The 12,806-nt window shown below is 35.0% G+C and carries 14 protein-coding genes, 1 pseudogene, 1 riboswitch and 1 other annotated feature; of the genes and pseudogenes, 13 read left to right on the top strand and 2 right to left on the bottom strand.

The genetic code is table 11. The features are described from left to right. Positions 1-128: 128 nt before the first annotated feature. The 9 genes from ACEN3Z_RS10470 (at position 129) to ACEN3Z_RS10430 (ending at position 9,058) form a co-directional block, all read left to right on the top strand. Positions 129-1,007, top strand: coding sequence for a MetQ/NlpA family ABC transporter substrate-binding protein (locus ACEN3Z_RS10470; RefSeq protein WP_407090818.1), 879 nt, complete (start codon positions 129-131; stop codon positions 1,005-1,007). Positions 1,008-1,575: 568 nt separating this feature from the next. Beyond that, positions 1,576-1,839 carry an SAM-dependent chlorinase/fluorinase gene (locus ACEN3Z_RS10465; RefSeq protein WP_407090817.1) on the top strand — a complete coding sequence of 88 codons (264 nt, stop codon included), beginning with the start codon at positions 1,576-1,578 and terminating at the stop codon, positions 1,837-1,839. Between the two features lie 152 nt (positions 1,840-1,991). After that, positions 1,992-2,150 (top strand): hypothetical protein, encoded by a 159-nt coding sequence (locus ACEN3Z_RS10460; RefSeq protein WP_407090816.1) that lies wholly within the window; start codon positions 1,992-1,994, stop codon positions 2,148-2,150. A gap of 1,033 nt (positions 2,151-3,183) precedes the next feature. Further along, a riboswitch (TPP riboswitch) is annotated at positions 3,184-3,294 on the top strand. An 83-nt stretch (positions 3,295-3,377) separates the two neighbouring features. Continuing rightward, positions 3,378-4,427, top strand: a complete 1,050-nt coding sequence (locus ACEN3Z_RS10455) for a hypothetical protein (RefSeq protein ID WP_407090815.1) — start codon at positions 3,378-3,380, stop codon at positions 4,425-4,427. Beyond that, the gene (locus tag ACEN3Z_RS10450; protein ID WP_407090814.1) at positions 4,414-5,835 is read left to right on the top strand and encodes an acyl-CoA reductase; all 1,422 of its coding nucleotides are present in this window, start codon (positions 4,414-4,416) and stop codon (positions 5,833-5,835) included. Before ACEN3Z_RS10455 ends, ACEN3Z_RS10450 begins: the two co-directional genes overlap by 14 nt. A 13-nt stretch (positions 5,836-5,848) precedes the next feature. Continuing rightward, positions 5,849-6,592, top strand: a complete 744-nt coding sequence (locus ACEN3Z_RS10445) for an ABC transporter ATP-binding protein (protein ID WP_138403385.1) — start codon at positions 5,849-5,851, stop codon at positions 6,590-6,592. Then, on the top strand, positions 6,585-7,346 hold the full coding sequence (locus ACEN3Z_RS10440) for an ABC transporter permease (protein WP_407090813.1): 762 nt from the start codon (positions 6,585-6,587) through the stop codon (positions 7,344-7,346). The genes ACEN3Z_RS10445 and ACEN3Z_RS10440 overlap by 8 nt, the downstream gene beginning before the upstream one ends. After that, positions 7,333-8,289: an ABC transporter substrate-binding protein gene (locus ACEN3Z_RS10435; RefSeq protein WP_138403387.1), complete on the top strand. Its 957-nt coding sequence runs from the start codon at positions 7,333-7,335 to the stop codon at positions 8,287-8,289. The genes ACEN3Z_RS10440 and ACEN3Z_RS10435 overlap by 14 nt, the downstream gene beginning before the upstream one ends. Positions 8,290-8,293: 4 nt before the next feature. Beyond that, positions 8,294-9,058 (top strand): SDR family oxidoreductase, encoded by a 765-nt coding sequence (locus ACEN3Z_RS10430; RefSeq protein WP_407090812.1) that lies wholly within the window; start codon positions 8,294-8,296, stop codon positions 9,056-9,058. Positions 9,059-9,227: 169 nt separating this feature from the next. Here the strand turns inward: ACEN3Z_RS10430 and ACEN3Z_RS10425 are convergent, their stop codons facing one another. Continuing rightward, complete coding sequence (locus ACEN3Z_RS10425; protein WP_407090811.1) at positions 9,228-10,037, bottom strand: MBL fold metallo-hydrolase; 810 nt, start codon at positions 10,035-10,037, stop codon at positions 9,228-9,230. A 161-nt stretch (positions 10,038-10,198) separates the two neighbouring features. Between ACEN3Z_RS10425 and ACEN3Z_RS10420 the strand changes: the two genes are divergently transcribed. From ACEN3Z_RS10420 to ACEN3Z_RS10405, 4 genes are all read left to right on the top strand, one after another. After that, positions 10,199-10,615 carry a hypothetical protein gene (locus ACEN3Z_RS10420; RefSeq protein WP_407090810.1) on the top strand — a complete coding sequence of 139 codons (417 nt, stop codon included), beginning with the start codon at positions 10,199-10,201 and terminating at the stop codon, positions 10,613-10,615. Between the two features lie 15 nt (positions 10,616-10,630). After that, positions 10,631-10,993, top strand: coding sequence for a Spx/MgsR family RNA polymerase-binding regulatory protein (locus ACEN3Z_RS10415; protein WP_407090809.1), 363 nt, complete (start codon positions 10,631-10,633; stop codon positions 10,991-10,993). A 20-nt stretch (positions 10,994-11,013) separates the two neighbouring features. Continuing rightward, positions 11,014-11,409 (top strand): hypothetical protein, encoded by a 396-nt coding sequence (locus ACEN3Z_RS10410; protein ID WP_407090808.1) that lies wholly within the window; start codon positions 11,014-11,016, stop codon positions 11,407-11,409. Positions 11,410-11,536: 127 nt separating this feature from the next. After that, positions 11,537-11,787: a binding site (T-box leader), on the top strand. A 66-nt stretch (positions 11,788-11,853) separates the two neighbouring features. Continuing rightward, positions 11,854-12,630 (top strand): S-adenosyl-l-methionine hydroxide adenosyltransferase family protein, encoded by a 777-nt coding sequence (locus ACEN3Z_RS10405; protein WP_407090807.1) that lies wholly within the window; start codon positions 11,854-11,856, stop codon positions 12,628-12,630. 62 nt (positions 12,631-12,692) lie between these two features. Here ACEN3Z_RS10405 and ACEN3Z_RS10400 read toward each other — a convergent pair. Next, a pseudogene (locus ACEN3Z_RS10400) lies at positions 12,693-12,806 on the bottom strand (IS30 family transposase); the annotation flags it as partial.

The following is a 12,806-nucleotide window of genomic DNA, read 5'->3' as shown; positions in this document are numbered from 1 at the left end:
AGTTCATCCGTGGTAAGATGGGTGTAGGTCATTTGTGGTCACTCCTTTGTATTCTTTGGTCGGAATTACAAGTTGAGTGTACCACAAATGGCTGTTTTAGTTGTCTAGCTTAATTTTACAATCGGCGTATGAATAAATGGTTAAAGAAATTAACTTTGGTTGGGTTATTAAGTAGCGTATTATTTGGTTCAACGGCATCTTTACAAGTATCTGCTGAGGAGCGCGAATTTGAAGGGGAGACTGTTTCTGTTGGTGTTGTTGGGACGGAGTATGAAGAAATTTGGCAATTTGTAGCTGAAAAAGCGTTGGAAGAAGAAGGTATAGAAATCGAAGTTGTTCTATTAACGGATTATAATATTCCTAATGAAGCTCTCCGAGATGGATCGATTGATTTAAACTCCTTCCAACATGATGTATTTTTAAACAATTGGAATCAAGAAAATAACGGTGATATTGTTACAATTGGCTATACTTACGCTGTACCTACAAGAATATATTCTGAAAAATACAATTCTTTAGATGAATTACCTGAAGGTGCAAAAATCGCAGTGAACGCTGCCCCAACAAGCTTAGGCTATAATATCCAAACATTAGTGCGTGCAGGATTAATTACTTTAGATGATAGTGAAGAATTACTACCTACACCTTCAAATATTGCTGATAATCCTAAAAACTTAGAATTGATTGAATTAGATGGCGCTCAAATTCCAGCTGCTGTATTAGATGTAGATGCAGCTTTTATTGACAATTCTTTCTTAGGTGGTACTAATTTTGTACCATCAGATGCTATCTATGTATTTGGCGATACGCCAGAGACCATCAATATTGACCGCGTTAATAATATCGCAGCACGTTCCGAAGATTCGGACAACCCACTTTATTTAAAAGTTGTGGAGCTATTTCAACAAGATGATGTTGCAGCAAAGATTGAAGAAATTACACAAGGCGGAAGCATACCAGCTTGGGATATCGTAAAAGAGGCTCAAAAAATTCAAACTCAAGATTAAGAGTAATTACTTGAACATTAATATAACAAAAAATACTAGTGTCCGTTGATACTAGTATTTTTTGTTATATGATAAATTCTATTATAATAAGGTTATAATACATAATATAATTATGTAGTGTTTAAATATATGAGAGAAATTAAAAATACTGGACGCCAAAAATTTATTTGATTTGTCTAAACTTTCGATGGACCGCGTTGGGTTAATCATTCTTTTAGCCTTTTTACTCGTTAATGTCCTTTATTTTAAATACATTCGCATATTCGTGGAAAATTAACATCAGTCTTCCACTTATTTTATTTTTGATTTTTTCATACTTTATACGTATTGAAATTTTAAACAATCAAATCATTCAAAGTAATGTGTTAGCCTTCGTGTCACAAGATGCTTCGATAGTGAATACGCGAATGTTAGCAATTAACGTAGATGGCCTTTGAATGGATGCGTTGAGTAAAATGGGTAGATACATTCGGTAATACCCTTTATAGTGAATCAATTTACTATGTTGATTAAAAAAACTGAGTGTATTGAATGAGTTAAGAATCCATATAATCTTATAAATTTATGTATGCAAAGTGTAACCTATATTGTTGCACCCGTAGTTACAATTAGTCATCTTACGCTTGGGAACGAACTGTATCATATTAATAATGCGTCATATTGTCTATTACAAAGAGCTACTTATTGGCCAGCTAAGACAGTATTTGTCTCTGTAGTAGATCCTGCAGCAGTGGTGAAGACAATAAAACTTATCAATTGTGTGGGTCAAGAACATCACTATATAACGATTATTGTTGAATACCGCTGCTTACAGATGTTCATCACATTTTAGTTATAGCTGAAGGAAGACTTACCTCTGATCCGCCCTCACAGAGTTAGTAAATAAGTAACTTATTTACTGAGATTGGTATTTGAGAACCTTTATATCTAACTGTTAAGAAGTATGCTGGCCTGTATATGTAATCCTATGCTACACTCAGAACGTTGAAGCAAGTTGATATATCCGAATTAGACATTCAACAGATGGACCGGTGGGCAAGTACCTTTATAGAATTTGTAAAAAAGCCACATGACAACAATATACTACAAGTGGAACAAGTAGACTTTAACTCTGACAAAGAAAATGATAGACCAATTTTATGAATATTTTAAGATCTAATGGGGTTGCTAAGGCAACTTTAGCAAGATGATTGGTTTTATTATACCTGATGCTGACCGAATTATTGCGGATAACTATGCACTATAATTGTAAAACATTAGTTGGGTTAGCCCCGTTTTTGACCAATAAAGGATAGTTTTTAATTCATTTAATTTAGCAGCGGATGGTTACTATTTGTGACCGTCCTTTTTTACAGCTGTAAAGTTAGGAACGCACATAATCCCATTTATGATATCAAATTAAAGCAATAAGATTGGATGCGCTTATGATTCTATAAGGAGTGAAACTTATGATAATTGAGTACCATTACATTTTACTTCCAGTTGAAGGATCACAACAATCAATTGATTCATTTAAACGGAGGATATCAGAAGGGTAAACAAATAGTAAGCTATACTTTGTTCATGTACTAAAGGAAGATAGTGATGATATTCTTGTTTTACAAAGAGAGTCGTTGTTAAACTCACTAGAAGATTATGTAAATAATGAGGGCGTTAGTCTGCATAAAGAGATACTCTATGGAGATCTAAGAACACAAATTGCTGTTGTTTCAGTTGATCGATGGTCCATTGATTTGGTTGTTATGAGGCAATATATCATTGAACAGATGCAAAACCGCATGATAAAGGGTCAGCAATTAAAAGTGAGAAAAGCTAGAAAATAAAACATCATTTTATTTTTCATATCCCGTTTAGAAAGCATGAGTTAGCGACCATAAACGTTGGCTTTAATAATTTAGTATTTATTATAGTTTTTCAATTCTCATTGGCACTTCATCTAAGTAACGAAATGATTTTTACATTTCATACAATCCTTTAATGAAATGCCCGTTGTTATTTTTTTACTTTTAAAGGTACGTACATTCAGGTTTTGTAAAGGACGTGTTATTTGTTATCAACCAATAGACGATTACAAGTAGAAGTAAGTTTACATATCAAGGTACTCAATATTTATTGACAAGCAGAAAACTTTGGCTTATTCTTAAGCGAGAACAAATGATTAATACAATTAAATAGCGATTCCATGTAGGGGGACCAGTATTGCTGGTTGAGATATTATCCGTGAAGATAATGACCCTTAGAACCTGATCTAGTTGACACTAGCGTAGGGAACATATAACGATTATGAAGAACAGTAAATAATACGTATGTGCACCCTAGAATCAGTCTAGGGTGCTTTTTTTGTGTCAATATTAAGGAGAAAGAGAAAATATGAAAACAATAATCCAAGAATTTATTTGTAATCCAGAAGAGTATAAAAGTTTCGATGAAGTAGCCATACAATTGTTCAGGTATCTTTACCAAAATAATCTGGCATATCAACAATATTGTCGAAAAAAAGGGATCGGTCTTAAGCAAGTTAGACATTGGAAGGACATTCCAAGTGTATCGACAGAGGCATTTAAGTCCAGCTTTTTAAGTGTAACTCCTGAAGAGGAATGCTCATATGTTTTTATGACGAGTGGAACTACGAATGGCAATAAAGGAAAGCATTATCACCGTGATCTAGACGTCTATGATCTATCAGCGAAAGAAAGTTTTAAAAATTTTGTAAGTGCAAAGAAATATCCCATGGCAATTTTATTTCCAGATGAAAAAAATATGCCTCATTCTTCTTTAAGCCATTATTTATCGCTATTAAAAGCTGATGGAACGAAAGATTCCGCACATTTTGTGTCAAAAGATGGGTTAGAGTTAGAAAAATTGATTGAATGGACTCAAAAACATGAGCATACGCCCGTAATGATTTTGGGTGCGAGTTACAATTATGTTCATTTACTTGATAGTTTAGAAGACAAAAATAAATCGATTCATTTGCATGAGGATAGCTTAATTTTTGATACAGGTGGATTTAAGAATTTCTCAAGGTCTTATTCAGAAAATGATTTCTATAAATTATTAAAAGATAGGTTTAAAGTCAAGACAAAAATAGTAAATATGTATGGGATGACAGAATTATCTTCGCAATACTATTCGAAGATTGAATTGGGTGGAAAGAATATAAAGCGAGGACCACATTGGATTCGTTTTAAAATTATTGATCCAATCACTGAGCAAGAAGTTCCTAAAGGAGAAATTGGCTTATTAGTACATGTTGATTTAGCCAATATCAACTCTGTACCAGCTATTCAAACAGGGGACTTAGCTATTGAAAGAGAGGGTGGCTTTGAATTAGTAGGAAGGCAACCATTGATTGAATCACGAGGTTGTTCATTATCTGCGCAACAATGGATAGAGGAGTATCAAAATGGTTCAAATTGAAAAAAGTGGTTATTTACCACCGATGGCAAAAGATTTAAAGATTAAGAATCGACAGATTGATTTTCAGGATGTATCAATTTCAGTGCCACATCCTGATGAAGATCAATTGAAAATTTTATCACAGCGAATGAAATCGGTAGGAAATCACTTGACTACAAATGAAATTATCACAGCAATTACTAAGGCGGTCGCAGTGTTATTAGATCGAAAACATCCTTTACGTCGTAAACTAGAAAAACTTCTGCCACTAATTACTGGCTTTAATCACGAAACGATTCGATTAAGTCTGACTCATTCACTGAAGACTTTTAGAGAACATGAATTGATGCGTTGGTTATCTGTGAATTTTGAAAATCCTCTAATCCTTGATCAATTTATAGCAAGTTCTCATGGGGGATTTACCAAGGCTGTTGGACCAAAATTAACGGTACATATTTGGGCAGGGAATGTACCAGTTCTACCTCTTTGGAGTTTAGTAGGAAGTCTATTAGTTAAAGGAAAAGTGATTGGAAAAGTTTCTAGTAGCGAACCTTTATTTATTGGTGTTTTCTGTCAATTATTGGTTGAAATTGAGCCTCGATTAGCAGATAGTCTTGCGATTGTTTCTTGGAAGGGGGGAGATACCGGTCGTGAAAAGATGTTATTGAATGAAGCTGAAGTAGTAGTTGGATATGGTAGTAATCGGACTATATCCAAACTGCAGCAACAAATAGGTCACAATACACATTTCATTGGTTTTGGTAATAAATTAAGTTTTGGTTTTCTACACAAGCTAGTTTTAGATAAGCAAAAAGCAGAAAACTTGGCTAAACAAGCTGCAAAGTCAGTGATTTACTACGATCAGCAAGGGTGTTATTCTCCCCAACTCTTTTTCGTAGAAAAGAATGGACAAACAAGTCCGCATGAATGGGCATTACTATTAGCAGGCAAACTTCAATCTTATCAGAATCGTTATCCTTTAAGAAATTTATCAATTGAAGAAGCATATGATCGCTCAAAATTTTATGAATCAAAAATGTGGGACGATCATTGTAAAGTAATTGTCCCTGAGGATCGCTCCTGGATAGTAAGCTACAGTGAGAAGCCTTTTCTTGAACCAACTCCCTTATCACGGGTGGTACAAGTTATTGCTATTGATCATTGGAAAAGTTTAGCAGAAATCATTCGTGACAAGTCGCAAGTCCTTCAAACAGTAGGAATCGCTGCGCCGACGGATGAATTATTTGACATTGCTTCCGATTGGGGAGCTTTAGGCATTACGCGCGTAACTAGCTTGGATAAAATGGTACAGTTACATGCCGGTTGGCATCAGGATGGTTATTCATTTCTGAAAGAACAGGTTCGGATGGTCGATATCGACCCTTCGGTTGTTTGTTCTTCAGAATTATTCAATTACTACATGGATTAGAGGGGGACATATCATGGAATTAGAGCTACAAAAAGTCTCTTATCAGTATAAAAACCAAAATTTTACATTGAAAGGAATTGATTGGCAGCTACCAACGGGTGAGATTCATTGCTGGTTGGGTCGTAGTGGGAGTGGTAAGTCAACCTTACTAGAGTTAGCAGCAGGGCTAAAAAATCCAACGAAAGGAAAAGTTTACCATCAAGGACACATAGTTACAAAGCCATCGAATAAGATTGGCTTTGTATTTCAAGAGGCTACTTTACTCAATTGGAAGACAGTTTTAGAAAATGTATTGTTGCCGATTCAATTACAACGCGAAATTACGGCAGAAGATATTAATTATGCAGAAGTATTATTAGAGATTCTTCAAATATCAGAATTTGCGGAGCGAATACCATCTACTTTATCTGGCGGACAAAAAAGTCGAGTAGCGATAGCAAGAGCATTAATTAAGAAACCCACACTTCTTTTTCTAGACGAACCATTCGCTGCTTTGGATATCATAACAAGAGAGGAGTTACAAAATGAATTATTGAGATTAAATAAAAGAGAAAAGATCGCGATGCTTTTTGTTACCCATGATGTAACTGAAGCTGCTTTTTTGGCAGATCAAATTGGGGTGATTAGTCAGGGTGAAATGAGTTCTCAAAAAAAATCTCCATCTTGGGAAGAGACAGAGATCAATCGGCGAGATTCTCAAACATTTAGAGAATATTGTAGAACTATTCGTCAATTGTTAGGGGTGGAACATGAATAAGAGAGCTTCGCTACTATCACTGTTAATGGGTGTGTTGTTATTATTCATCTGGGAATTGAGTGCTCAACAGGTATCTGAGCTGATTTTACCACGCCCACTTGCTGTTTTTTCCGTCCTTTGGAAAGGGATTCTCGATGGCTATTTTCTCCCTCATATATTGACTACACTCGTTGAACTAATCATTGGATTACTAATGGGTGGATTTTTGGGGGTATTACTAGGAATCATCATCGGGGAAAGCCCGTTTTTGAAAAATGTATTTTCTGTGTATATCGTCATTTCACAAGCTATTCCTAAAATCGCTTTGGCTCCATTATTCATGTTGTGGTTTGGATATGGTATGATGTCGAAAATTGTTATTACTGCTTTGATTTGCTTTTTTCCATTATTAGAAGCAACTGCCAGTGCGATTCAACATGTTAACTCAGATCAATTAACTTTGTTTCGTTTGATGAATGCCTCGCGATGGCAAACATTATGGTATCTAAAGTTTCCAGCTGGTTTGCCTACGATTGTTCAAGGACTTCGTGTTGCTGTAGTTCTCTCACTAGTAGGTGCTTTAGTGGGGGAGTTTATAGGCGCAAAACAAGGGCTAGGTGCATTGATTATTGCATCACAAGGAATGATGGATACAACTTTAATGTTTGCTGTTCTGATTCTATTAGCAATATTAGGCTGTATACTATATGGATTAGTTAATATTCTGGAAAATCTATTATGGTATAGCAAGGAGAATAAAAATGAGAAAAATTAAAATAGGGCTAGTGTTAATATTTATAGCAGTGTTAAGTGCTTGCAGTTTTCAAACGACGAATTCATTGACAATAGCCAATTGGAGTCAATTAATTGTTGAACAGACGAATTTATTGGCAGAAGAGGAACATGGATTCTTTAAAGAAGCTGGTATAGACTTGTCGATTATTCCGGGAAATGGCGGACAAGATGCGTTAAAAAATATGTTAACAGGACAAGCTGATATCGCATTCACCGATCCTGGTGCAGTTTATAGTGCTCTCGCTAATGGCGAAGATTTAGTTATTTTATATACGGTATATCCACAAAATGTTTTTAATGTAGTTACGATGGATAATCATATTCAATCTCCAAAAGATTTGAAAGGAAAAACCATTGGTATATATAGTCGGTCAAGTGGAACATATCAAAATTTATTAGTATTATTGCATCAAGCAGGTTTATCAGAATCAGATGTAGAATTATTAGATGTAGGTATTGCTAATTTTTCACCGTTGATTCAGGGACAAGTGGATGCAACAGCCGCAACCGATACAGCCTTAGTTCCGGCCATAAGGGCGGGTTTAAGTGCTCCAAATATTTTTGAAGTGCGAGACTCTTTGAATATACCGAGTGATTTTTTCGTAGTAAAACGATCAACCTACGAAGAAAAAGAAGCGCTGTTAAGGGATTTCATTCTCGCCTATAAAAAAAGTGCCCAATGGATGATTGGAAATCCAGATAGAGCAGCAGAATTAGCCGTAGAGTTAGCCATTGATGGGCGTGATCCAGAAATTAACCGAGAAATTATCAATTTAAGAAATACTGCGAGTTTAGATGAGAATGGTCAGATAGGTAAAGTGGATATTGATGTCATCCAGGAAGGTGCCGATACATATTTTGAATTAGGTCTCATTCCAAAAAAATTAGAAATGAGCCAGTACATTGAAGCAATTGAGGAGTGAAGATATGCTAGAAGGTAAAGTGGTTATCGTTAGTGGTTCAAGTCGTGGAATTGGTGCAACCTTGGCTAAAGGCTTCGCTAGTCAGGGTGCTTATGTGGTTGTTAATTATAATCATAGCAAGGAATCAGCCGAAGAAGTGGCAAGAGCATGTGAAAAATTAGGTGGCCAGTCAATAGTTATTAAAGCAGATGTAACCACAGAAGAAGGTGTGAATCATTTAGTAGAAGAGACGCTACTGACATTTGGAAGAATCGATGTGTTGGTTAATAATGTATTTGCACCCTATATATTCGATGCAGAAAATCGAAAAAAGGCATGGGAAATGGAGTGGCAAGATTATGAGATACAATTACAAGGAGGATTGAAAGCTGCCCACTTATTGGTGCAAAAAGTATTGCCAAACATGACAAACTTTGGGAAAGGAAGTATTATCAATATTAGTTCCAATTTAGTGGAACATCCAGTTATACCATATCAGGATTATACGACGGCTAAAGCAGCAATCATTGGTTACACAAGAAGTATGGCAAAAGATCTAGGCAGTATAGGTATTCGGATGAATGCTGTTGCGCCCGGGCTAGTTTATCCAACCGCAGCAACTAAATCAACCAAAGAAGAACAAAAAGAAATGATAGCAGATGCTACTCCACTGGGAAGAATTGCAGCACCTGAAGATATTGTGGGGCCTGTTTTATTTTTAGCTTCTGATTGGAGCGGCTTTATGACAGGACAGACACTGTATGTTGATGGTGGTTTAGTTATGAGATAAAATATCAGGATAGTAGAATCTTACTGTAAAAGCATATTGCCAAAATAACCTAATTACTTTTATATTACTAATAAGATAATGTAGTGCCCCCCTAAATCCGGACATGGATTTAGGGGAGTACTACATTATCTTGTCTATCATTAAGTTAATTGTGGGTTTTAAACGTCTATTAAAGACTTTCAGAAGTATATACTAGATTCCCGGCATTCCCTCTGTAATGAGAGGTATTTCGGTTTCTAGCGACAAAAGACTCTTTACCTGACATTCTAACCGCTAAACGATCATCTGAATTTAATAAGATGCGTTCAGCCCAATACAAGTTATCTTTAACAACGTCAATCGGTTCTGAAAACGAATTGTGCTGAGTTAAAACAACTTTAAAGTTTTTCTGTAATTTTCTTAATTTCACTAAAGCATCACGATATTCTTGAATTGAAGCACTAGAATCTAAATTTAATAATGTTGGATTCGCACAAGCATCACCAAGCATTGCAACTTCTAATTCGGGGATGATAAAACCCATGATTCCCTTTGTATGACCTGGCAAGTGGACAGGGCGGATTGTTACGCCACCTAAATTAAATACATCCTTTTCATGATATGAGATGTATTTCACGTCACCTTGCGATAAAAAATTCTCTTTAGGGAATGATTTATTAAAGCGACGCAACACGTTATTCATAGTTGAGTGTCTTGTTTCAATCTTTGTTCCGTGCTTTACTAACTCAAATTCACCTTCTGGTAAGTACACAGTATTATATTGTCCATTACCGCCAGCATGATCGGGATGACCGTGACTACAGATGACATCATAAGGTAAGTCAATTAATTCATCTACCACGGACCTTAAGTCTCCATAACCAAAACCAGTATCGATTAAAACAGCTCGGTCTGATCCTTTGACGATATACGAACATACATAAGGCATCTTGATTCGAGTAATTCCCGGAATTACCGGTTCTACTTTAAATAATTCCATATTAATTCCTTCCTTTGAAACTTGTAATATATAGATAGGATTTGTAAATTCACATATGCTAATATAAACTAAGTAAAAAGAGTTTTCAATTATCTTGTTTATATTAAATCATAATAACCTTAAATATTATCAACTAAAAGTTAAAGAGGAGGAGAGTAGCGATGCCAGAAAATTGGTTAAAACGATTGTTAACTCGCTTATTACCAACAGGAATTGGTCAAATTTTATTAATTACGCTATGGATGCAGTTTCCTGGACAAGAAGCAGCTGGTTATCTATTCCTTCTGATACTATTTGCGATTCCAGTTGGGACGATTTCAAATTGGATAATAAAAGTGTTAATAATCAAAGTAATAGGGCACACTCGGTCTAAATTAATAAAAAGTATCATTCCATTCATAATAATTGCAATCATAACTTATGTTTTATACTTATTGTTACTTGTTTCAACCCATAATTTAATATACATTACCACTTTATACGCAATCTTGTCTTTACCTTTACTATTGTTAGAAATGCTGATAATTGTATTTAAACTGAACAAGGGCAACAGAGATGGTAACAAACGAAATATTTAATAAAGGAGTTTTTTTATGTTAACAATTTACGGTTTAGGTCATTGTACGACTACGAAAAAAGCAAAGAAATATTTAGAAGATGAAGGTGTCAGTGTAGATGATATTATCGACATTCGCGATAATCCACCGAGTGAAGAAGTCATTCAACAAGCAATTGCATCAAAGAATGGGCAAGTTCGTAAAATAATGAATACATCTGGGAATCTGTACCGTGAAATGGACTTAAAAGATAAGTTGGATACAATGAATGAATCGGAAATTATTGATCTACTTTCTAAAAATGGTATGTTAATTAAACGACCTCTAATTACAGACGGTAAGACAATGACGAATGGCGCAAAGGAAAGTGTATTAAAAGCAGCTTGGTTAAATAATTGAATCAAACTTAAGAGGTGCCTATGACAACAATAACGATCATTAAACAATTTATATTCCGCTTAATACTCACAGGACTTGGACAGTATGCCGTCATTGAAGGTATTAGAGTGATAGATCCTTCGAATTCGATTATAGAGTTGATTCCCATGATCCCTTTTACCGCAATTTTTTCAACACTAATAAATACGGCATTATTTCATTTTATTGTCTATGCAGTTAATAGATTAACTCGTTTTAGTCACAAAATGCTCGTAACACTTTCTATTATCTTAGGCTTGCTTTTATTATCAATTGTTCTCTTTATTTTCTCGGATAGTTTCTTAGGGTCATTCTCGGCTTATATATTTTTATATACATTACCATTTCTAATAATTGAAACACTATTATATTTTATTCGAAATCGGAAAATTTTATAATGACGCTAGGATAAGATGACACGAACATTATTATCATAGGGGTGGAGATGTTTCAAATAACATTGACTTTAATAATTATAGCTGATATATTAACGTTAAATTATATCATGAAAAAATAATGAGAATATTAAACACATTGAAAAGAAAAGTATATTTATTCATAATTTATAGAGAGCCTCGTAAGCTGGAAAAAGGTAATTATGATAGATAGAAAATGGTCTTTGAGTGGATATATCGAAAGTAGAGCTTAAGATATATACGTCGGCACCCGTTACAGTGTCTCAGTAAATCAATGAATTGTTTACTGAATAAGACAATGAGTTCATCGCTCTTGTAAATGAAGGTGGTACCACGTGAATGAATAATCTCGTCCTTGCGTAATTTATTACGCAGGGATTTTTTAATGAAAAAAATTTAAATTTATCTTATATGATGGAGGACAATATGAATAACAAACATTTAGTATTACAGACAGATTTTGGATTAGTGGATGGGGCAGTCTCAGCTATGCAAGGTGTAGCATACACAGTTGCACCAGAGGTTACAATCAGTAATTTAACACATGAAATTGAACCATATAATATTAACGATGCATCATACAGATTGTTACAAACAGTAGCATATTGGCCAGCCAAAACAGTCTTTGTGTCTGTGGTTGATCCTGGTGTTGGGAGTAGCAGAAGAAGTGTTGTTGCTAAAACAACCGCTGGGCAGTATATTGTCACTCCAGATAATGGATCATTATCACACGTCGCAAAATTCGTTGGGTTAGAAAGCGTTAAAGAAATTAATGAAGAGGTTGACCGTCTACCACATTCTGAGAAAAGTCACACTTTCCACGGACGTGATGTTTATGTATATAATGGTGCAATGATTGCGGACAATGAATCATATTATGAAAATTTAAGTAAAGAGGTCAGTGTCGACTCAATTAAGACTTTAGAAATCGCGGAACCTGAATTACGTGATGGTGTCATTCACGGTGTCATTGACATTCTAGATGTTCGCTTTGGTTCTTTATGGACAAATATTCCATTAGAACTCGTTGAAGAAGCTGGAATTCAAACGGGTGATAAAATCAGTGTACAAATTTTCCATGATGATATTAAAAAGTACGATAACCAATTATTATTCGGACACAGCTTTGCTGATGTTGCAGTTGGTGAGACTGTAGGATATATTAACTCATTAATTCGTTTAGGTGTAGCAATTAACCAATAGAACTTCTCTCAAACATATAATATCGGGACAGGGAATGACTGGTTAATTCAAATTTTGATTTGTCAAATTAAGCTAGACAAAACTGCTTCATCTAAGTAACTCAAAAATACTTCCAACGGTGTTCGGTAGTGTAAGGATTTCCGTGGAATCGTGTTCCGTTTGTGTGCAATCGATGA

The sequence above is a fragment of the Ruoffia sp. FAM 26254 genome (assembly GCF_045528545.1).
In the GTDB taxonomy this organism is placed as follows: Bacteria; Bacillota; Bacilli; order Lactobacillales; family Aerococcaceae; genus Ruoffia; species Ruoffia halotolerans.
This window is presented reverse-complemented; position numbering and strand designations above follow the sequence as displayed.

Bases quoted from the DNA above. Each gene is read 5' to 3' on its own strand.
- ACEN3Z_RS10465 (WP_407090817.1), top strand. From the start codon at position 1,576: ATGCAAAGTGTAACCTATATTGTTGCACCCGTAGTTACAATTAGTCAT.
- ACEN3Z_RS10455 (WP_407090815.1), top strand. From the start codon at position 3,378: ATGAAAACAATAATCCAAGAATTTATTTGTAATCCAGAAGAGTATAAA.
- ACEN3Z_RS10435 (WP_138403387.1), top strand. From the start codon at position 7,333: ATGAGAAAAATTAAAATAGGGCTAGTGTTAATATTTATAGCAGTGTTA.
- ACEN3Z_RS10470 (WP_407090818.1), top strand. From the start codon at position 129: ATGAATAAATGGTTAAAGAAATTAACTTTGGTTGGGTTATTAAGTAGC.
- ACEN3Z_RS10410 (WP_407090808.1), top strand. From the start codon at position 11,014: ATGACAACAATAACGATCATTAAACAATTTATATTCCGCTTAATACTC.
- ACEN3Z_RS10415 (WP_407090809.1), top strand. From the start codon at position 10,631: ATGTTAACAATTTACGGTTTAGGTCATTGTACGACTACGAAAAAAGCA.
- ACEN3Z_RS10425 (WP_407090811.1), bottom strand. From the start codon at position 10,037: ATGGAATTATTTAAAGTAGAACCGGTAATTCCGGGAATTACTCGAATC.
- ACEN3Z_RS10420 (WP_407090810.1), top strand. From the start codon at position 10,199: ATGCCAGAAAATTGGTTAAAACGATTGTTAACTCGCTTATTACCAACA.
- ACEN3Z_RS10445 (WP_138403385.1), top strand. From the start codon at position 5,849: ATGGAATTAGAGCTACAAAAAGTCTCTTATCAGTATAAAAACCAAAAT.
- ACEN3Z_RS10440 (WP_407090813.1), top strand. From the start codon at position 6,585: ATGAATAAGAGAGCTTCGCTACTATCACTGTTAATGGGTGTGTTGTTA.
- ACEN3Z_RS10430 (WP_407090812.1), top strand. From the start codon at position 8,294: ATGCTAGAAGGTAAAGTGGTTATCGTTAGTGGTTCAAGTCGTGGAATT.
- ACEN3Z_RS10450 (WP_407090814.1), top strand. From the start codon at position 4,414: ATGGTTCAAATTGAAAAAAGTGGTTATTTACCACCGATGGCAAAAGAT.
- ACEN3Z_RS10405 (WP_407090807.1), top strand. From the start codon at position 11,854: ATGAATAACAAACATTTAGTATTACAGACAGATTTTGGATTAGTGGAT.